The following is a 20,434-nucleotide window of genomic DNA, read 5'->3' as shown; positions in this document are numbered from 1 at the left end:
TGCTACAGGCTTGCTTCATATCCCGTGGCAACGGCGGCATATATTACTGATTTAAGAATCTGACGCAACTAAAATTTCGATACAGATCACTCAACTGCTTAGTAATCATGCGGCGAGACCAGAAAACCAACGCTTACTGGTCAAGCCGCACGCATTACATAGCATTCAGACGCTTTTGCGCCTGCTTCGCGCCGTCGGTACCAGGGTATTTGGCGATAACCTGCTGATAAACCGCCTTTGCTTTCGCCGTATCGCCTTTATCCTGCATGATGACGCCGACTTTAAACATGGCGTCAGCCGCTTTCGGCGACTTTGGGTAGTTCTTCACCACTGATGCGAAGTAAAACGCCGCATCGTCTTTTTTACCCTTGTTGTAATTCAGCTGTCCCAACCAGTAGTTCGCATTAGGCTGGTAAGTGGAATCCGGGTATTGCTTGATGAAGTTCTGGAACGCAACGATAGCCTCGTCCTGGCGCGATTTATCCTGCACCAGCGCGATGGCCGCATTGTAATCGGTATTGGCATCGCCGCTCTGCACTGGCGCCGCTGCTGCCGGCGCGCTGGCTGAGCTATCCGGCGCTGCCGGAGCCTCACTATTTGGGGTGCCGCCGGCTCCCTGTGTCGCCGCCCCGCCGCTGCTCAGGCTATCAATCTGCAAAAGGATCTGCTTTTGGCGTTCGACAATCTGATTCAGCTGATATTGATTTTCCTGAATCTGACCGCGCAGGGAATCAATATCGGACTGGTTATCGGAGAGCTGTTGCTGGAGTTGAGTTAAAAGCTGGCTGTGAGCGTTAGAGATACGCTCAAGTTGCGTGACGCGGTCTTCGACCGAGCCTGAGCCGACGCTACTGATTGGCGCCTGAGCAAAAGCGGCCCAGGGGGCCGCTATGCCAACCAGTAACGACAGACCCAACAGGTGATGTCTGAAGTTACTGCTCATGCGAGTCTCTTAGTAAACCAGTACAGCGCGACGGTTTTTAGCGTAAGCCGCTTCGTCGTGACCCAGTACTGCAGGTTTTTCTTTACCGTAAGAAACGATGGAGATCTGGTCTGCAGAAACGCCTTTACCTTGCAGGTACATCTTAACGGCGTTAGCACGACGCTCGCCCAGGGAGATGTTGTACTCCGGGGTACCGCGTTCGTCCGCATGACCTTCTACGGTCACTTTGTAAGACGGGTTGCTACGCAGGAAGTTAGCGTGCGCATCCAGCATCGCAGCGAAGTCAGAACGGATGTCATACTTATCCAGATCGAAGTAAACAATGTTGTTCTGCTGCAGCTGCTGCATCTGCAGGCGAGCCTGCTCTTCAGAAGACATGTTGCCGCCGCCGTTAGCATCCATACCAGTGCCGGCACCCAGCATGCCTTCGCCGCTCTGGTCGTTGCTTGCGTTCTTGTTGGAAGAACACGCCGCGATTGCCATAACAGGCAGAGCCAGCATCAGCCCTTTCAGCACTTTGTTCAGTTGCATTTCTTTGATTCCTTTAATAATCAATTATTTATTATCACAGATACGGCGACCAGGCCGGGAATTTAACCTGACCATCAGTTGCCGGAAGACGCGCTTTGAAACGCCCATCTGTAGAAACCAGATTCAGCACGGATCCCATCCCCTGAGAAGAGCTGTAGATAACCATAGTGCCGTTAGGTGCCAGACTTGGCGTTTCATCCAGGAACGTGGACGACAAAGTTTGTACGCCACCCGTTGCCAGATCTTGTTTAGCAATGTTCTGAGCGCCGCCGTTGGAGCTCACCATCACTAAGAATTTACCGTCGGAGCTGACATCCGCATCCTGATTCTGAGAACCTTCCCAGGTCAGACGCTGAGGCGCGCCGCCGTTGACGTTAACTTTATAAACCTGCGGACGACCTGCCTGGTCAGAGGTATAGGCCAGGGTCTGGCTGTCCGGGAACCAGGTCGGTTCGGTATTGTTGCTGCGGCCATCCGTCACCTGGCGAATCTGGCCGGAGCCGATATCCATCACGTAAAGGTTCAGGCTACCGGTTTTAGAGAGCGCGAAGGCGAGCTTGCTGCCATCCGGCGAGAAAGCCGGCGCGCCGTTGTGACGCGGGAAGGAGGCAACCTGACGCACGGCGCCGTTGGAAAGCGTCTGGATAACCAGCGCGGAACGGCCGCTTTCAAAGGTAACATAAGCAACTTTGCTGCCATCCGGAGACCAGGCCGGAGACATCAGCGGTTGCGGAGAACGATGAACCACGAACTGGTTGTAGCCATCATAGTCAGATACGCGCAGCTCATACGGGAACTGACCGCCATTGGTCTGCACGACATAGGCGATACGGGTGCGGAACGCGCCTTTGATGCCGGTCAGCTTTTCAAAGACTTCGTCGCTTGCAGTATGACCTGCATAACGCAGCCACTGCTTGTTCACCTTATAAGAGTTTTGCGCAAGTACCGTGCCCGGCGCGCCGCCGGTATCTACCAGTTGATAAGCAACCGTGTAGCTGCCGTCACCGTTCGGGGTAACCTGGCCTACTACTACCGCGTCAATGCCCAGCGCTGACCAGGCAGCAGGCTGCACTTCCTGGGCGGAAGCGGGCTGCTGCGGCAGACGGGAACGGTCGAGCGGGTTGAATTTACCGCTGTTGCGCAGGTCGGCTGCAACAATGCCGCCAATATCTTCAGGCGCAGCGCCCGGACCTGCCCATTTAAACGGAGCGACGCCAATAGGACGCGCCGAGTCTACCCCCTGGGTAATCTCAATACGTACTTCCGCGTGCAGCACCGCTGCCCACAGCATCAAAAAACTGAATGCTAATCGTAATGCCTGCTTCATCATATCTCCCTTATCCGGACAGAAAGCCCACGATAATTTAGCAGAAGGTTAACAAACTTAATTTCAAACTACCCCACCTCTGAGACTCACCTTAGTACGATTTTCCCCGCTTGCGCGGGGAAATTGTGGTCAGGGCTTAAAGTCCAGCGGTGCATTTTTAAAGACTTCGTATACAGCCTGGCTTGGCGGCTTCGGAATTCTCGCCTGACGAGCAGCGGAAATCGCCGCCTGGCAGAGCGCCGGGTCCCCCCCTTCCGACTGGATATCAAGCAGCAGACCATCAGGTGCGAGTTTCACGCGCAGCGTACAGGTTTTGCCTGTATAGGATGACGCGTCGTAAAACTTACTCTCAATGGCAGACTTAATCTGCGAAGCATAGCTGCTGATATCGGCGCCGGAGGCGCCATTGTTTTTACTATTACCCGTCCCGGCAGGCGCTGCATTAGTTCCCTTCGCCCCGCCGCCGGATTTCGGCGTATTCTTACCGGAACTGAGATCGCCAAGCAAATCATCAACCCCTGCGGCAGCTGCCGCTTTTTCCGCCGCAGCTTTCTTCGCGGCGGCGGCTTTTTCTGCTGCGGCTTTCTTCGCGGCGGCGGCCTTCTCGGCAGCGGCCGCTTTTTCCGCAGCGGCTTTTTCCGCAGCCGCAGCCGCCTTCGCCGCGGCCGCTTTTTCTGCTTTTTCAGCAGCTGCTTTCTCGGCTGCCGCTTTCTTCGCCGCTTCAGCCGCTGCTTTTTTCTCAGCCTCCTGCTGAGCTTTTTTCGCCGCCTCTTCCTGCGCTTTCTTCTCAGCCGCTTTTGCCGCTTTAGCCGCTTCTTCCTGCGCTTTCTTCTGCGCGTCTGCTGCGGCTTTTGCTGCTTCTTCCTGCGCTTTTTTCTGTGCATCCGCGGCGGCTTTTTTCGCTGCTTCTTCAGCGGCTTTCGCCTGAGCATCCGCCTTCGCTTTTGCTTCGGCAGCGGCTTTCGCCTGTGCTTCAGCTTGCGACTTCGCCTCCGCCGCCGCTTTCGCCGCCGCTTCCTCAGCCTGCTTCTGCTGTTCCTGAGCGCGTTTAGCCGCCTCTTCTGCTTGCTTTTGCTGCTCCGCCTGCTGACGCGCTTGTTCCTGCGCTTCGAGACGTTCTTTCTCAAGCTGCTTCAGACGCTCCTGCTCAGCGGCTTGCTTCTCCTGAAGCTCCTCCGCCTGCTGCTGCGCCTGCTTTTCACGCTGCTCAGCGGCGCGGCGCGCGCTCGCCTGCTGCTGTTGCTGACGGTTGTATTGCTGCACCACCGCGCCGGGATCGACCATGACTGCATCAATGGCCGACCCGCCGCCGCCGCCGGCAGCTTCGTCAATGTGCTCATCAAACGAACTCCAGACCAGCAGTGCAATCAGCAAGACGTGCAGCACCACTGAAATGATTATTGCTCGTTTCAGCTTATCGTTTTGTTCGGTTGCCTTTGACACTCTCGGTTCCCAAAAACTGTTCACCCGTTGCGTAAAACGCTTAAATTGGCTGCGTCATTAACCCGACAGATTTCACACCCGCCTGATGCAACAGGTTCAGCGCTTTAATAATTTCATCGTAAGGGACATCTTTAGCGCCACCGATAAGAAAGACCGTTTTCGGATTCGCCTGCAAGCGACGCTGGGCTTCCGCCACCACCTGCTCCGAAGGCAATTGATCCATACGATCTTTTTCAACCACCACGCTGTACTGCCCAACCCCGGAAACTTCAATGATGACGGGTGGGTCGTCATTGGTGCTGACAGTTTTCGAATCCGTGGCGTCCGGCAGATCCACTTCCACGCTCTGGGTGATTATCGGCGCCGTTGCCATAAAGATGAGCAACAACACCAGCAACACGTCCAGTAGCGGTACGATGTTGATTTCAGACTTCAGATCGCGACGACCCCGTCCACGTGTTCTGGCCATGGTTTACCCCTTGCTGCTTTCGCTGCTGGTAAAAGCCTGACGGTGCAGAATAGCGGTGAACTCTTCCATAAAGTTGTCGTAATTCAGTTCCAGCTTGTTCACGCGCTGGTTCAGGCGGTTATAAGCCATAACGGCGGGAATTGCCGCGAACAGACCGATAGCGGTTGCGATCAGCGCTTCCGCGATACCCGGCGCCACCATCTGCAGGGTCGCCTGTTTCACCGCGCCGAGGGCGATAAAGGCGTGCATGATCCCCCATACGGTGCCGAACAGACCGATATAAGGACTGATGGACCCCACGGTGCCAAGAAAAGGAATATGGGTTTCCAGCGTTTCCAGTTCGCGATTCATGGAGATACGCATGGCGCGTGAAGCCCCTTCGACAATCGCTTCCGGCGCATGGCTATTGGCGCGATGCAGACGGGCGAACTCTTTAAAACCTGCGTAAAAGATTTGCTCTGAACCACTCAGATTTTCACGACGGCCCTGGCTTTCCTGATAAAGGCGGGAAAGCTCAATGCCGGACCAGAACTTATCTTCAAACGCTTCCGCTTCGCGGCTCGCCGCGTTGAGAATACGCGTTCGCTGAATGATGATGGCCCAGGAAGCGATGGAAAAACCAATTAAAATCAACATGATAAGTTTAACCAGAAGGCTTGCCTTCAGGAACAAATCAAGGATATTCATGTCAGTCACTGCTTGAACTCCGCGACAATAGACTTGGGAAGCGCACGAGGCTTCATTAAGAGTGGATCAACGCAGACAATTTGAACCTCCGCTTCGTTGAGGAGGGTATTATCGGCATTGACTATCCGCTGCGTGAAGATCAGTGAAGTCCCACGCATCGATGTAATTTCAGTCTGGATTTCGAGTAAATCGTCGAGTCGGGCAGGCGCAAAATACTCAAGCGTCATCTTGCGTACGACGAAGGCCACGCGCTCAGCCAGCAGCTCTTGCTGACTAAAGTGGTGATGGCGCAGCATCTCTGTGCGTGCTCTTTCATAAAAAGCGACATAACTGGCGTGATAAACCACACCACCGGCATCGGTATCTTCGTAATAGACCCGGACCGGCCATCGAAACAGCGTTGTGCTCACTCTACATCCCGGTAATGCAATTAAACGCTGCTTACTATACGCAAGAGGGTGTAGGTTTGGAATGGGTTGAAGTAAACGGAGAGTAAATATTTATGGGCCTTCAGCGGCCCATAAATAGCAGTGGCGAGTTGTTGCTCAAAAGAAGAAAAAGAGCAGCCCGGCGAGCAGCACAAGGTCAGCGATGAGCGGGAAAAACAAGGCTTGCCAGTAGGTTGCGCGCAGCCTGAATCCCGTGCCGTGAATCACCCCTGCGCAAACCGCCCAGATAAGCAGCAAGCCATGCCAAATCTCAAGCTCGCTGGTCTTCGCCGCAAAGCGGGTCGGGTCCCAGAATACGCAGCCGGCAAGCGTTAGCGCCATGATTAAGGAAAGAGCCCGCAAGGGGCTCTTATCCATAACTGCATAAAGCTTCGTGATGAAGTTAATCATCAGTGCTCTTCTTTACCCGCTTTGACCGCTTCAACATGCTCAAGCGCAAGCGCAGTAATCACCCCAAAAGCACAAGCAAGAAGCGTGCCTAAAATCCATGCGAAGTACCACATAATCAGCTCCTTAGTTAGTACAGAGAGTGGGTATTGCTTTCAATATGCTCTTTGGTGATGCGACCGAACATTTTCCAGTAACACCATGTGGAGTAGAGCAGAATAATCGGTACGAACACGGCGGCCACGTAGGTCATCACAGTCAGCGTCAGCTGGCTTGAGGTGGCGTCCCACATCGTCAGGCTGGCATTCATCATAATGCTGGACGGCATGATGAACGGGAACATCGCAATGCCTGCAGTGAGGATAACGCACGCCAGCGTCAGTGAAGAGAAGACAAACGCCCAGGCCCCTTTCTCCAGACGCGAAGCCAGAATCGTCAGTACCGGCAGTACCACACCCAGCGCAGGCAGCGCCCACAAAACCGGCGTGTTATTGAAGTTCGCAAGCCACGCGCCCGCCTCGCGAGTCACTTCTTTGGTCAGCGGGTTAGACGCCGCATGAACGTCAATAGTGGACGTGACGACATAGCCATCGATACCAAACACAACCCAAACACCCGCCAGCACGAAGCACACCATCATTACCAGCGCGGAGAGTTGCGCAGTATTGCGCGAACGAAGGTGCAGTTCGCCAACGGTGCGCATCTGCAGGTAAGTCGCGCCCTGAGTAATGATCATCGCCACGCTGACAATACCCGCCAACAGACCAAACGGGTTCAGCAACTGAAAGAAATTGCCGGTGTAGGTCAGGCGCAGATACTCATCTACCGTAAACGGCACGCCCTGCAGCAGGTTGCCGAACGCCACGCCGATAACCAGCGGCGGCACGAAGCTGCCTGCGAAGATGCCCCAGTCCCACATATTGCGCCAGCGGGTGTCTTCAATCTTCGAGCGGTAGTCAAAACCAACCGGGCGGAAGAAGAGCGACGCCAGCACCAGGATCATCGCCACATAAAAGCCGGAGAACGCGGCGGCATAGACCATCGGCCAGGCGGCGAACAGCGCGCCCCCCGCCGTGATGAGCCATACCTGGTTGCCGTCCCAGTGCGGCGCAATGGTATTAATCATCACGCGACGTTCGGTATCGGTCCGTCCCAGCACGCGGGTCAGCATGCCGACCCCCATATCAAAACCATCGGTGACCGCAAAACCGATCAGCAGAATGCCGACCAGCAGCCACCAGATAAAGCGCAATACTTGGTAATCGATCATTTTCCCTCTCCTCGCTTAGCGTGCCGGCTGAGAAGCCACGGTGGACTCTTCATATTCCCGAGAACCCGCGTTGGGCTGCTCGTGATGGTAGCGACCGGTTTTCAGGCTGCTCGGTCCCAGGCGGGCAAATTTGAACATCAGGAAGAGTTCAGCCACCAGGAAGAGCGTGTAGAGCCCGCAAATCAGCACCATTGAGAAGATGATGTCACCCGCAGTCAGCGTTGAGTTCGCCACCGCCGTTGGCAATACCTCGCCGATAGCCCACGGTTGGCGGCCATATTCTGCGACAAACCAGCCTGCTTCCACTGCGATCCACGGCAGAGGAATGCCGTAAAACGCCGCGCGCAGCAGCCATTTTTTCTCACCGATACGGTTACGAATGACGCTCCAGAAAGCGGCGCCGATGATAAGCAACATCAGCACGCCGCAGGCGACCATGATGCGGAAGGAGAAGTAAAGCGGCGCCACAGCCGGAATAGAATCCTGGGTTGCCTGCTTAATCTGCTCTTCGGTCGCGTCAGACACGTTCGGGGTGTAGCGCTTAAGCAGCAGACCATAGCCCAAATCTTTCTTCACGCTGTTGAATTGATCGCGAACTGCCTGATCGGTAGAACCGCCGCGCAGTTGCTCCAGCAACTGATAGGCTTTCATGCCGTTACGGATGCGCGCCTCGTGCTGCACCATCAGATCTTTCAGGCCGATAACCGGCGTATCAACGGAGCGGGTCGCGATAATGCCAAGCGCGTAAGGAATTTGAATCGCGAAGTGGTTTTCCTGCCCTTCTTGATCCGGAATACCAAACAGCGTGAACGCCGCTGGCGCCGGCTGGGTTTCCCATTCCGCTTCGATCGCCGCAAGCTTGGTTTTCTGCACGTCGCCCATCTCGTAACCGGATTCGTCGCCCAGCACGATAACGGAAAGCACCGCCGCCATGCCGAAGCTCGCCGCTATCGCGAAAGAGCGTTTAGCAAAGGCGAAGTCGCGGCCTTTCAGCATGTACCACGCGCTGATACCGAGAATAAACATCGCGCCGGTGCAATACCCTGCTGCGACGGTGTGAACGAATTTCACTTGCGCTACCGGGTTCAGCACCAGCTCGGAGAAGCTCACCATCTCCATGCGCATGGTTTCAAAGTTGAAATCGGAAGCAACCGGGTTCTGCATCCAGCCGTTCGCTACCAGAATCCAGAGCGCGGAGAGGTTAGAACCCAGCGCCACCAGCCAGGTCACCGCCATATGCTGCACTTTGCTCAGACGATCCCAGCCAAAAAAGAACAAGCCGACAAAAGTGGATTCAAGGAAAAACGCCATTAACCCTTCAATGGCCAGCGGCGCGCCAAAAATATCGCCCACGTAATGGGAATAATAAGACCAGTTAGTCCCGAACTGGAACTCCATGGTCAAGCCGGTCGCCACGCCCAGCGCAAAGTTGATTGCAAACAACTTGCCCCAGAACTTGGTCATATCTTTATAAATTTGTTTACCAGAGAGGACGTAAACCGTTTCCATAATCGCCAGCAGGAACGCCATACCGAGCGTCAGCGGCACAAACAGAAAGTGGTACATCGCGGTCAAGGCAAACTGTAAGCGCGACAGTTCGACTATATCTAACATCTTGACTCCTTGCTCTTCGCATGAAGACTTTGAATGCGGCTCCCGTTACCGGTTTCCACAACGCATGCCCCAATAGAAATACATTTGCTTCCGGTACGCCAAAGCCGCATCACGGAGGTGATGTAAGAAAACTGTGGCGTTAGGTTACAAATACGTTAAATAAAACAAATTGATTCGACAAATATATTACGCCGCAAAAACCTTACAATAAACAGGTTTTATTAAGCTTATTTGCGTTTCTCGAAGTTGATCAATTTATACCGAATTTCCTATAAAAGCGCCATATTGATTTACCGCAATTAATATAAATTTCACTCATTTCCTTCTGTTCAAAAAATTAATTTAAATCAATTTTCAAAATTAATGTTAATTTTCAAGCCAGTTGGGTTACATCGGTAAAATTGATGTTAATTAAATGTGCATTTCAGTGAAATGGTAAGTTAGCTAATTTAACCTTGCCATGACTTTTCGTTATTTATTAGCGTGCGGCTTTTCTTTAATTAAAAGTTGAGACAATGTTAACCTGGTCACATATTTTCGCCTTCTTTTTATCGCGCCGTGATATAGCAAGTTTATTTCATTAATGCAGCATTTAATTAACAATTAAACGGCGGTGATGATTTGCGTTAATCTCTTTTTTCCTGATAAGCGGCGCTTTTATTTTTTCTACAACCTTTATTTTTTGCCCGTTAAAATTCAACAGCCTGCCTTTTTCGCGCGCTGCTCACCAAAGTTTTACTTAAAACAGCCCTTTTTTTGCCAAAAAGGAACGTTAACGAAACTCATGAATAACGCGGCATACGCCAGCGACTGGCGCGGTACGGCCACAGTAAAACGGCAAAGAACACTCTTCGCCCCTCCCCTGCGTGATCATCAAATCAGGTTATGGAAAAACGCGGCGGCGTAGAGTAAACGCTATTGCGCGCCTGTCGTGGCAGTTCTGCCTGTCACAGCGCGCCCTGGAGTCAGGGCATAAAAAAGGCCACCCGGAGGTGGCCAACCATGTCGAAAGATGGAATCGGACTTTTTGTTTTCTCTGTAACGAGGAAACGGTTTATTTCAGGATAGTGCTCAGCGCATCGCCGATGTCGGCCAGGCTGCGAACGGTTTTCACGCCAGCCGCTTCCAGAGCAGCGAATTTCTCGTCCGCTGTGCCTTTACCGCCTGCGATGATGGCGCCCGCATGGCCCATACGCTTGCCTTTCGGCGCGGTAACGCCTGCGATGTAGCCCACAACCGGCTTCGTGACGTGATCTTTAATGTACGCCGCCGCTTCTTCTTCCGCGCTGCCGCCGATCTCGCCGATCATCACGATAGCTTCTGTCTGCGGATCCTCCTGGAACAGCTTCAGGATATCGATGAAGTTGGAACCCGGGATCGGGTCGCCGCCGATGCCCACGCAGGTGGACTGGCCGAAGCCGTAATCGGTAGTCTGCTTAACCGCTTCATAGGTCAATGTACCAGAGCGGGAAACAATACCTACTTTACCAGGCTTATGAATGTGGCCCGGCATGATGCCTATCTTGCATTCGCCTGGGGTAATGACGCCCGGGCAGTTCGGGCCGATCATGCGCACGCCAGCTTCATCAAGCTTCACTTTCACGGTGAGCATATCCAGCGTCGGGATACCTTCGGTGATGGTGATAATCAGCTTAATGCCTGCATCGATAGCTTCCAGAATGGAGTCTTTACAGAACGGCGCCGGAACGTAGATAACGGAGGCGGTAGCGCCTGTCGCTTCGACGGCTTCACGCACGGTATTGAAAACCGGCAGACCCAGGTGGGTGGTGCCGCCTTTGCCCGGCGTTACGCCGCCGACCATCTGGGTGCCGTACGCAATCGCCTGCTCGGAGTGGAAAGTCCCCTGGCTGCCGGTAAAGCCCTGGCAGATGACTTTGGTGTTTTTATCGATTAAAACAGACATTATTTCCCCTCCACCGCAGCAACGACCTGCTGCGCAGCATCCGTCAGGCTTGTCGCCGCAATAATATTCAGGCCGCTTTCAGCAAGTTTCTGCGCGCCAAGTTCAGCGTTGTTGCCTTCAAGACGCACCACCACCGGCACGTTTACGCCTACTTCTTCCACCGCACCGATGATGCCGTCGGCAATCAGGTCGCAGCGTACGATACCGCCGAAAATGTTTACCAGAACGGCTTTCACCTTGTCGTCAGACAGGATGATTTTAAACGCTTCGGTCACGCGCTCTTTGGTCGCGCCGCCGCCCACGTCAAGGAAGTTCGCCGGCTGGCCGCCATGCAGCTTAACGATGTCCATGGTGCCCATCGCAAGGCCCGCGCCGTTCACCATGCAACCGATGTTGCCATCCAGCGCCACATAGTTCAGCTCCCACTGCGCAGCGTGCGCTTCGCGGGCGTCTTCCTGGCTGTGGTCGCGCATTTCACGCAGATCCGGCTGGCGGAACAGCGCGTTGCCGTCCGCGCCCAGTTTGCCGTCGAGGCAAATCAGGTCGCCCTGTTTGGTGATAACCAGCGGGTTAATTTCTACCAGCGCCAGGTCACGCTCAAGGAACAACGTCGCCAGGCCCATGAAGATTTTAGTGAACTGCTGAACCTGCTTGCCTTCCAGGCCCAGTTTGAACGCCAGCTCGCGGCCCTGATACGGCATGGGGCCAGTCAGCGGATCAAGCGCCATTTTGTGGATCAGGTGCGGGGTTTCCTCCGCCACTTTTTCAATTTCCACGCCGCCTTCGGTAGAGGCCATAAAGACCACGCGACGGGTTCCGCGGTCGACAACCGCGCCAAGATAAAGCTCTTTATCGATATCGGTTGCGCCTTCTACCAGGATCTGGTTTACCGGCTGGCCGTTAGCGTCTGTCTGGTAGGTCACCAGACGTTTGCCCAGCCACTGCTCAGCGAAAGCGCGGATCTCTTCCTTGCTCTTAACCACTTTCACGCCGCCCGCTTTACCGCGACCGCCTGCGTGAACCTGACATTTAACTACCCACGGACCTGCACCGATTTTAGACGCGGCTTCTTCTGCTTCACGCGGGGTAGTACAGGCATAACCCACCGGCGCCGGTAAGCCATACCGGGCAAACAGTTGTTTCGCCTGATATTCGTGTAAGTTCATGTGTTCTATCCATTAAGACTTAAGAGCCGTTACGCTCGGGTACTGACGCCGCCCCTTCCGGAGCGGCCACAGGGTAAAAGTCGGGAGCGCGCTCCCGCGTTGCTACACGTCCAGCAGCAGACGAGTCGGATCTTCCAGCAGCTCTTTGATGGCCACCAGGAAGCCTACCGATTCGCGGCCGTCGATCAGACGATGATCGTAGGAGAGCGCCAGATACATCATAGGCAGGATCTCGACCTTGCCATCTACCGCCATCGGGCGATCTTTAATGGCATGCATGCCGAGGATCGCGCTCTGCGGCGGGTTGATGATAGGCGTGGACATCAGCGAGCCGAAAACGCCGCCGTTGGTGATGGTGAAGTTGCCGCCAGTGAGATCCTCAACGGTCAGCTTGCCGTCACGGCCTTTCACCGCCAGGTCTTTGATGCGTTTTTCAATATCAGCCATGCCCAGCAGATCAACGTCGCGCAGTACCGGCGTTACCAGGCCGCGTGGCGTGGAAACCGCCATGCTGACGTCGAAGTAGTTGTGATAAACCACATCTTCGCCGTCGATAGAGGCGTTAACTTCCGGGTAGCGCTTGAGCGCTTCCACGACCGCCTTAACGTAGAAGGACATAAAGCCCAGGCGGATGCCGTGACGCTTCTCGAAGGCTTCGCCGTACTGCTTGCGCAGATCCATAATCGGCTTCATGTTCACTTCGTTGAAGGTGGTTAGCATGGCGGTGGAGTTTTTCGCCTCCAGCAGACGCTCCGCCACACGCTTGCGCAGGCGGGTCATCGGCACGCGTTTTTCAGAGCGGTTGCCAAGCGCCGGCTGCGCTGCGGCAGGCTGCTGCTCAGGCGCTTTGGCGCTTTGCGCCGGCGCGGATTTCGCTTTCGCCAGATGTTTTTCCACATCTTCACGGGTCAGGCGGCCGCCTACGCCGGTGCCTTTGATGGCGCTGGCGTCAAGGTCATGTTCGCTCAGCAGACGGCGAATAGCCGGGCTCAGCGCGTCATTATTTTGTTCTTCCAGAGAAGCTTGTTGACGCTGCGCAGGCGTCGATTCTTTGGCGTCAGCTTTGGCGCTGCTCTCTTTGCCTGCGCTGTTGCCCTCACGCAGGCGGCCGAGGATCTGGCGAGAGGTCACGGTGGTGCCCTCTTCTTCCAGCACAGCATCCAGAATGCCGTCAGCCGACGCCGGTACTTCCAGTACCACTTTGTCAGTTTCGATTTCTACCAGCACTTCATCGCGTGTGACTGCATCGCCCGGTTTTTTATGCCAGGTGGCGACGGTTGCGTCAGCAACGGATTCAGGCAGGTCGGGAACAAGAATATCTACGCTACTCATTATTTATCCTTTTATTAATCGACGTTCAGCGCGTCATTAACCAGATCTTGTTGCTGTTTCTGGTGAACGGACATATACCCTACCGCCGGAGAGGCGGAGGCCGGGCGGCCTGCATAACGCAGCGCGGACCCAAACGGAATCACTTCACGGAAGTGGTGTTGGCTACAGTACCATGCGCCCTGGTTAAGCGGCTCTTCCTGACACCAGACGAAGTCATGTACGTGAGCGAACGGCTTAAGCGCCTCCTGCACCGCCTGGTGCGGGAACGGATAAAGCTGCTCGATACGGACAATGGCCACATCTTTTTGATCGTTTTTGCGGCGCTGTTCCAGCAGGTCGTAGTAAACCTTACCGGAGCAGAGCACCACACGTTTCACTTCTTTCGGATCCAGCTCATCAATTTCGCCGATAGCCGGCATGAACGTGCCGTTCGCCAGCTCATCAAGGCTTGAAATCGCCAGCGGATGACGCAGCAGGGATTTCGGCGACATTACCACCAGCGGACGACGCATACCGCGCAGCGCCTGACGACGCAGCATGTGGTAAACCTGCGCTGGCGTGGAAGGTACGCAAACCTGCATATTCTGCTCAGCGCACAACTGCAGATAACGTTCCAGGCGTGCGGAGGAGTGCTCCGGCCCCTGGCCTTCATAGCCGTGCGGCAGCAGCATCACCAGGCCGCACATACGGCCCCATTTCTGCTCGCCGGAGCTGATGAACTGGTCAATTACCACCTGCGCGCCGTTGGCGAAGTCGCCAAACTGCGCTTCCCAGATGGTCAGCGTGCGCGGCTCAGCGGTGGCGTAACCATATTCAAACGCCAGCACCGCTTCCTCGGAAAGCACGGAGTCCCAGACTTTGAACTGGCCCTGACCGTTATGCACGTGCTGCAGCGGCGTATAAGTGGAGCCGTTGGTCTGATTGTGTACTACCGCGTGACGGTGGAAGAAGGTGCCGCGACCAGAGTCTTCGCCCGACAGACGCACCGGGATCCCTTCGTCAACAAGCGTAGCGTAAGCCAGCGTTTCCGCCCCGCCCCAATCGAACGGTTTCTCGCCGTTCGCCATCAGCTGACGGTCGGCATAAATTTTTGCCACGCGCGACTGCATTTCGATGCTTTCCGGCACGGTGCTAATGCGCTTAGCCAGCTCCTGTAGCCGCTTCATCTCTACCTTGTTCGGGTAGCTTTCGTCCCACTCATGGTTGAGGTATGGCGACCAGGTAAAGGAGTGCATGTTCATCGGTCGCCACTCTTTCACCACGCATTCGCCAGCATCCAGCGCGTCGCGGTAGAGGTTGACCATTTCGGTTGCGTCTTCCAGCGTCGCCACTTTTTCCTGCTCCAGCTGGTCAGCATAGAGTTTGCGCGGGGTCGGATGCTTTTTGATTTTCTGGTACATCAGCGGCTGGGTTGCGCTCGGCTCATCGGCTTCGTTGTGGCCGTGACGGCGATAGCACACCAGGTCGATGAAAACATCGCGCTTAAAGTTGTTACGGAATTCCAGCGCCAGACGGGTAACAAACGCCACCGCTTCCGGGTCGTCCGCGTTCACGTGGAAAATCGGCGCCTGTACCATCTTGCCGATGTCGGTGCAGTACGGCGTAGAACGCGCATCCAGCGGGTTGGAGGTGGTGAAGCCCACCTGGTTGTTGATAACGATGCGAACGGTGCCGCCCACTTCGTAACCACGCGCTTTCGACATGTTCAGAGTTTCCTGAACCACGCCCTGGCCGGTAACCGCCGCGTCGCCATGGATAGTTATCGGCAGCACTTTGTTGCTGCTCGGTTCGTCCAGACGATCCAGACGCGCACGCACGGAGCCCATCACTACCGGGCTTACAATTTCGAGATGCGACGGGTTGAACGCCAGCGCCAGGTGCACCAGGCCGCCTTCGGTTTCGATGTCGGACGAGAAGCCCATGTGGTATTTCACGTCGCCGGTGCCGAGGTGCTCTTTGTGTTTGCCTGCAAACTCGTCGAAGAGATCCTGCGGTTTTTTGCCCAGCACGTTAATAAGCACGTTCAGACGACCGCGATGCGCCATGCCCAGCACCACTTCACGGGTGCCGCTTTTGCCGGCGTGGCGAATCATCTCTTTGAGCATCGGGATTAACGCATCGCCGCCTTCAAGCGAGAAACGTTTCGCTCCCGGGAACTTGGCGCCCAGGTAACGCTCCAGCCCTTCCGCCGCGGTCAGTTCGCCGAGGAAGCGCTTTTTCTCTTCCACGCTAAAGCTTGCGTGGCCCACCACCGATTCAATGCGCTGCTGGATCCAACGCTTCTCTTCCGTGGAGGTAATGTGCATGTATTCCGCGCCGATGGAGCCGCAGTAGGTCTGCTTGAGCGCTTCGATAAGCTCGCCGAGCTGCATCGCTTCTTTGCCGCCAGCGAAGGAGCCTACGTTAAAGGTTTCCTGGAAATCGGCCTCGGTCAGGTTATGGAATGCCGGGTCGAGATCGGCTACGCGATCCTGTTTCCACAAACCCAGCGGATCCAGATTAGCCTGCTGATGGCCGCGGAAACGGTAGGCGTTAATCAGCTGCAGGACTTTAACCTGCTTAACATCAGCGTCAGGGTCGGTAATCGAGGAAGTGTAACGTGAGGCATCCTTCGCCAGGCGACGAAAATAATCACGCGTTTTGGAATGGAATTGATCCGGTCTGGCTCCGGTGCCAGGCAACTGCTGGAACATGGAGCGCCAGTGGGCGTCCACTGAATCAGGATCGGTTAGGAAGTCTTCATAGAGCTGTTCTATCCAACTCTGGTTCGAGCCAGAGAGATAAGAAGAGTCCAGCCAGGCTTGCATTGCGCCGTTCTGCATCGTGATCCCTTAAGCATCAGTATGCTTATTTCGCCGTGGATAACTACAACGTACGCGGTAAGACGCACGTCCCAGGGTTCACTTGCGAGCTCTTCTTGGTGGGGCCCGCGAAGGAACCTTTAAAAACTGCCATTAATCTTCGGCCTTCAGGCTGCGGCTGCGTTGGCTGCCTGAGCTTACCCCAGTCACATAGTCCACTATGCTCCCGGGGATGCGCTCAGTTGCCGCCTTGCCTCGCGCTGAACGCATCGATTACTGGTGCTACTACAATTAGCGGTTTTTAAAGGTTTCCTGCTTACTCTTTATACTACCGGGAGCCTACGCTCCCGGCATGCTTCGGTCAGTTACGCACCGCGCTGCAACAGCATCGATTTGATGTGCCCAATGGCGCGCGTCGGGTTTAAGCCCTTCGGACATACGCTGACGCAGTTCATGATGCTGTGGCAGCGGAATACGCTGAAAGCATCGCTCAGGCCATCGAGGCGATCGTTGGTTTCCGTATCGCGGCTGTCGATAAGGAAACGGTACGCCGCCAGCAGCCCTGCCGGCCCGATGAACTTGTCCGGGTTCCACCAGAACGACGGGCACGAGGTCGAACAGCAGGCGCAAAGAATACACTCATACAGACCGTCGAGTTTTTCACGCTGCTCCGGCGTCTGAAGATGCTCACGCGCCGGCGGATTATGCCCATTATTCAACAGGTAAGGCTTAATCTTCTCATATTGGGCATAGAATTGCCCCATGTCCACCACGAGGTCACGAATAACCGGCAAACCGGGCAGCGGACGGATAACAATTTTCTGCTTGCCGTTGCCGAGGGCGGAGATCGGCGTGATGCACGCCAGACCGTTTTTACCGTTCATGTTCAGGCCGTCGGAACCGCAGACCCCTTCACGGCAGGAGCGGCGAAACGCCAGCGTAGGGTCCTTCTCCTTCAGCAGCATGAGCGCATCCAGCAGCATCATGTCGCGCCCTTCTTCCTGCTCCAGGACGTAATCCTGCATGTGCGGCGCGTCGTCGACATCGGGGTTATAGCGATAGATAGAAAATTCGAGTTTCATCACCGTCTCTCCGCAATTAATAAGTACGCACTTTCGGCGGGAACGCCGGACGCAATTTCGGCTCCATGTTCACCTCGCGGCGGGTCATGGATTCGCTTTGCGGAAGGTACAACGAGTGGCACAGCCAGTTTTCGTCATCGCGATCCGGATAATCGAAGCGGCTATGGGCGCCACGGCTTTCGGTACGGAAGTTCGCAGAAACGGCGGTGGCGTAAGCGGTTTCCATCAGGTTGTCGAGCTCCAGGCACTCTACGCGCTGGGTGTTGAACTCGCTGGAGGTGTCGTCCAGACGAGCGTTTTTCAGGCGCTCGCGGATCGTTTTCAGCTGCTCAAGCCCTTTCGCCATGGCATCGCCTTCGCGGAACACCGAGAAGTTATGCTGCATGCACTCCTGCAGCGCTTTGCGAATTTCCACCGGATCTTCACCGTTGCGGTTGTTGTTCCAGCGGTTGAGACGTTCAAGAGACATTTCCACATCAGAGTCGCTCGCGTCGCGAAGCGGCCCCTGCTCGGCGATGGACTCCTGCAGATGCAGGCCCGCCGCACGGCCAAACACCACCAGGTCGAGCAGCGAGTTGCCGCCGAGGCGGTTGGCGCCGTGCACGGATACGCAGGCGATTTCGCCTACCGCGAACAGGCCAGGAATTACCACATCTTCGCCCTGCGCGTTCACGGTCAGCGCCTGGCCGGTCACTTTGGTCGGAATGCCGCCCATCATATAGTGGCAGGTCGGGATAACCGGAATCGGCTCTTTTACCGGGTCAACGTGGGCGAAGGTGCGGGAAAGCTCCAGAATGCCAGGCAGACGGGACTCCAGCACCTCTTTACCCAGGTGGTCGAGCTTCAGCTTGGCGTGCGGGCCCCACGGACCGTCGCAGCCGCGGCCTTCGCGGATTTCGATCATGATGGAGCGCGCCACTACGTCGCGGCCCGCCAGGTCTTTGGCGTTCGGGGCATAACGCTCCATGAAGCGCTCGCCATGTTTGTTCAGCAGATAGCCGCCTTCGCCGCGGCAGCCTTCCGTCACCAGTACGCCAGCGCCCGCGATGCCTGTCGGGTGGAACTGCCACATTTCCATATCCTGCACCGGTACGCCCGCGCGCAGCGCCATGCCGACGCCGTCGCCGGTATTGATGTGGGCGTTGGTGGTGGACTGGTAAATACGGCCTGCGCCGCCGGTCGCCAGCACGGTGGCGCGGGCTTTGAAGTAAACCACTTCACCGGTTTCGATGCACAGTGCGGTACAGCCAACCACCGCGCCATCCTGGTTTTTCACTAGATCCAGCGCATACCATTCGGAGAAAATCGTGGTGTGGTTTTTCAGGTTCTGCTGATACAGCGTATGCAACAGAGCGTGGCCGGTACGGTCCGCGGCGGCTGCGGTGCGCGCCGCCTGTTCGCCGCCGAAGTTTTTCGACTGGCCGCCGAACGGACGCTGATAGATGCGGCCATCGTCCAGACGGGAGAACGGCAGCCCCATGTGCTCAAGCTCCAGAATCGCTTCCGGGCCAGTTTTGCACATATATTCGATAGCATCCTGGTCGCCGATGTAGTCGGAACCTTTTACCGTGTCGTACATGTGCCATTCCCAGTTATCTTCATGGGAGTTGCCAAGCGCAACGGTAATGCCGCCCTGGGCGGAAACGGTGTGCGAACGAGTAGGAAACACTTTAGAGAGCAGCGCACAGGTCTGGCCGCTCTGGGAAATTTGCAGCGCCGCGCGCATGCCTGCGCCGCCTGCGCCAATCACTACAGCATCAAATTCTCTGACTGGTAAATTCATTACACACCCCACACCACAACGAATCCATAAATAACGTAAACCGCAAGCGCAACCACAATCGCCAGTTGCAGGAACAGACGAAGCGCGAGCGATTTAACGTAGTCCGTTAACACCTGCCACATGCCAATCCATGTGTGGACCAGAATCGAGATAAGCGTGAGCAGGGTAAAAACTTTGGTGAAGGTGGAGGCGAAGAAACCGCGCCAGATCTCATAGGTCAGCTCGCCGTTCATGGCGAAAAAGCCGATCATATAGATGATGTAGAGCGTAATAACGATAGCAGTAGCGCGAACGAGGATGAAGTCATGTACGCCATTGCGTCCCAATGCGGAGGCGTTGCTTACCATACGAGGACTCCTGCGAGAATTGAAAGCACGACAGTAATAACAAAAGCAACACGCGCGGAGCGTTGGCCCGCGGCAAAAGTCTCTTCCAGGTAGTTAAAGTCCATCAGCATGTGGCGAATGCCTACGACCACGTGGTAAGCCAACGCAGTGAGGATGCCCCAGAGAATGAACTTAACGAAGAAGCTGTCCATGATGGAGGACGCGGCCAGAAAACCTTCTTGGGAGGAGAGCGAAAGCCCGAGCAACCAGAGCAGAATGCCGACAGCGACAAACGTGATCACGCCGGAAACGCGGTGGAGGATAGAAGCAATCGCGGTGACAGGAAACCGGATCGTTGTGAGATCCAGGTTAACAGGTCTTTGTTTTTTCACCTTTTTTATCATGAATAGCGCCCACATGCTTTTCTTATTGTTTCCTTCCTCCGGTCTGCAGGCGGGTCAGACAGCGTCACTTTTCTATAACTCTGCGTCATGCAAAAACAACTGCTTCCAGTGTTAAACGAAGGGTTACTACGCTGGGTGGCTCGCGGCGGCAGGGTGTTCCGGAGACCTGGCGGCAGTATAGGATGTTCACAATATCATTACAATTAACATACAAATACTTTGGCCGCTTTTGGTCGGAACAGTGACCAGGATCACGATAACAACATAATTTTAATTTTTAATCATCTGATTTGACAAATGTTAAACAAAATTGTTACAAACATCACCAGAAAAGGCATATAATTCGCAAAAGTTATGGCATTACACTTTCTGCTGAGAATAAGTTATGTAACAGTGTAGTGCTATTGACCGAAGTTATTTAGCCCGGTATTAGTGATACACAGATTTAAAGAATCCCGACTGCTAACACGCTGATTTGCGGTAGTTTCACCGGGTT

Annotated in this window: 19 protein-coding genes; all 19 read right to left on the bottom strand. The window is 55.2% G+C overall.

Going from position 1 to position 20,434, the window contains the following annotated elements; genetic code table 11:
* Positions 1-154: 154 nt before the first annotated feature.
* The 19 genes from cpoB to sdhC all read right to left on the bottom strand — a co-directional run bounded on the left by cpoB (position 155) and on the right by sdhC (position 19,953).
* Positions 155-943 (bottom strand): cell division protein CpoB, encoded by a 789-nt coding sequence (gene cpoB, locus MT962_RS02740; protein ID WP_247364481.1) that lies wholly within the window; start codon positions 941-943, stop codon positions 155-157.
* 9 nt (positions 944-952) lie between these two features.
* Positions 953-1,474 (bottom strand): peptidoglycan-associated lipoprotein Pal, encoded by a 522-nt coding sequence (pal, locus tag MT962_RS02735; RefSeq protein ID WP_024552439.1) that lies wholly within the window; start codon positions 1,472-1,474, stop codon positions 953-955.
* 34 nt (positions 1,475-1,508) lie between these two features.
* Positions 1,509-2,801 (bottom strand): Tol-Pal system beta propeller repeat protein TolB, encoded by a 1,293-nt coding sequence (gene tolB, locus MT962_RS02730; RefSeq protein ID WP_024557128.1) that lies wholly within the window; start codon positions 2,799-2,801, stop codon positions 1,509-1,511.
* 129 nt (positions 2,802-2,930) lie between these two features.
* Positions 2,931-4,244 carry a cell envelope integrity protein TolA gene (gene tolA / locus MT962_RS02725; protein ID WP_247364478.1) on the bottom strand — a complete coding sequence of 438 codons (1,314 nt, stop codon included), beginning with the start codon at positions 4,242-4,244 and terminating at the stop codon, positions 2,931-2,933.
* A 40-nt stretch (positions 4,245-4,284) separates the two neighbouring features.
* Positions 4,285-4,713 (bottom strand): colicin uptake protein TolR, encoded by a 429-nt coding sequence (gene tolR / locus MT962_RS02720; RefSeq protein WP_024557130.1) that lies wholly within the window; start codon positions 4,711-4,713, stop codon positions 4,285-4,287.
* Between the two features lie 3 nt (positions 4,714-4,716).
* On the bottom strand, positions 4,717-5,409 hold the full coding sequence (gene tolQ / locus MT962_RS02715) for a Tol-Pal system protein TolQ (protein ID WP_024552435.1): 693 nt from the start codon (positions 5,407-5,409) through the stop codon (positions 4,717-4,719).
* Positions 5,406-5,810 (bottom strand): tol-pal system-associated acyl-CoA thioesterase, encoded by a 405-nt coding sequence (gene ybgC, locus MT962_RS02710; RefSeq protein WP_024557131.1) that lies wholly within the window; start codon positions 5,808-5,810, stop codon positions 5,406-5,408. Before ybgC ends, tolQ begins: the two co-directional genes overlap by 4 nt.
* Before the next feature lie 135 nt (positions 5,811-5,945).
* Positions 5,946-6,236, bottom strand: coding sequence for a cyd operon protein YbgE (ybgE, locus tag MT962_RS02705; protein WP_073859844.1), 291 nt, complete (start codon positions 6,234-6,236; stop codon positions 5,946-5,948).
* 2 nt (positions 6,237-6,238) lie between these two features.
* On the bottom strand, positions 6,239-6,352 hold the full coding sequence (cydX, locus tag MT962_RS02700; protein ID WP_055725542.1) for a cytochrome bd-I oxidase subunit CydX: 114 nt from the start codon (positions 6,350-6,352) through the stop codon (positions 6,239-6,241).
* Positions 6,353-6,366: 14 nt separating this feature from the next.
* The gene (cydB, locus tag MT962_RS02695) at positions 6,367-7,506 is read right to left on the bottom strand and encodes a cytochrome d ubiquinol oxidase subunit II (protein ID WP_247364475.1); all 1,140 of its coding nucleotides are present in this window, start codon (positions 7,504-7,506) and stop codon (positions 6,367-6,369) included.
* A 15-nt stretch (positions 7,507-7,521) separates the two neighbouring features.
* Positions 7,522-9,120, bottom strand: a complete 1,599-nt coding sequence (gene cydA / locus MT962_RS02690; RefSeq protein ID WP_024557134.1) for a cytochrome ubiquinol oxidase subunit I — start codon at positions 9,118-9,120, stop codon at positions 7,522-7,524.
* A gap of 1,054 nt (positions 9,121-10,174) precedes the next feature.
* Positions 10,175-11,044 carry a succinate--CoA ligase subunit alpha gene (gene sucD / locus MT962_RS02685; RefSeq protein ID WP_024552427.1) on the bottom strand — a complete coding sequence of 290 codons (870 nt, stop codon included), beginning with the start codon at positions 11,042-11,044 and terminating at the stop codon, positions 10,175-10,177.
* Positions 11,044-12,210 carry an ADP-forming succinate--CoA ligase subunit beta gene (gene sucC, locus MT962_RS02680; protein WP_024557135.1) on the bottom strand — a complete coding sequence of 389 codons (1,167 nt, stop codon included), beginning with the start codon at positions 12,208-12,210 and terminating at the stop codon, positions 11,044-11,046. The genes sucD and sucC overlap by 1 nt, the downstream gene beginning before the upstream one ends.
* A 102-nt stretch (positions 12,211-12,312) precedes the next feature.
* Complete coding sequence (gene odhB, locus MT962_RS02675; RefSeq protein WP_024557136.1) at positions 12,313-13,542, bottom strand: 2-oxoglutarate dehydrogenase complex dihydrolipoyllysine-residue succinyltransferase; 1,230 nt, start codon at positions 13,540-13,542, stop codon at positions 12,313-12,315.
* A gap of 14 nt (positions 13,543-13,556) precedes the next feature.
* Positions 13,557-16,364, bottom strand: coding sequence for a 2-oxoglutarate dehydrogenase E1 component (gene sucA, locus MT962_RS02670; RefSeq protein WP_024557137.1), 2,808 nt, complete (start codon positions 16,362-16,364; stop codon positions 13,557-13,559).
* A 344-nt stretch (positions 16,365-16,708) separates the two neighbouring features.
* The gene (locus tag MT962_RS02665; protein WP_024557138.1) at positions 16,709-17,425 is read right to left on the bottom strand and encodes a succinate dehydrogenase iron-sulfur subunit; all 717 of its coding nucleotides are present in this window, start codon (positions 17,423-17,425) and stop codon (positions 16,709-16,711) included.
* A 16-nt stretch (positions 17,426-17,441) separates the two neighbouring features.
* Positions 17,442-19,208 carry a succinate dehydrogenase flavoprotein subunit gene (sdhA, locus tag MT962_RS02660; RefSeq protein ID WP_024557139.1) on the bottom strand — a complete coding sequence of 589 codons (1,767 nt, stop codon included), beginning with the start codon at positions 19,206-19,208 and terminating at the stop codon, positions 17,442-17,444.
* Positions 19,208-19,555 carry a succinate dehydrogenase membrane anchor subunit gene (gene sdhD, locus MT962_RS02655; protein ID WP_024557140.1) on the bottom strand — a complete coding sequence of 116 codons (348 nt, stop codon included), beginning with the start codon at positions 19,553-19,555 and terminating at the stop codon, positions 19,208-19,210. The genes sdhA and sdhD overlap by 1 nt, the downstream gene beginning before the upstream one ends.
* Complete coding sequence (sdhC, locus tag MT962_RS02650) at positions 19,549-19,953, bottom strand: succinate dehydrogenase cytochrome b556 subunit (protein ID WP_024557141.1); 405 nt, start codon at positions 19,951-19,953, stop codon at positions 19,549-19,551. Before sdhC ends, sdhD begins: the two co-directional genes overlap by 7 nt.
* Between the last annotated feature and the right edge of the window lie 481 nt (positions 19,954-20,434).

Origin of the sequence: Franconibacter sp. IITDAS19 (assembly GCF_023079515.1) — a bacterium.
Classification (GTDB): Bacteria; Pseudomonadota; Gammaproteobacteria; order Enterobacterales; family Enterobacteriaceae; genus Franconibacter; species Franconibacter pulveris.
Note: the sequence above shows the minus strand (reverse complement) of the source record. Positions and strands in the feature narration are given on the sequence as shown.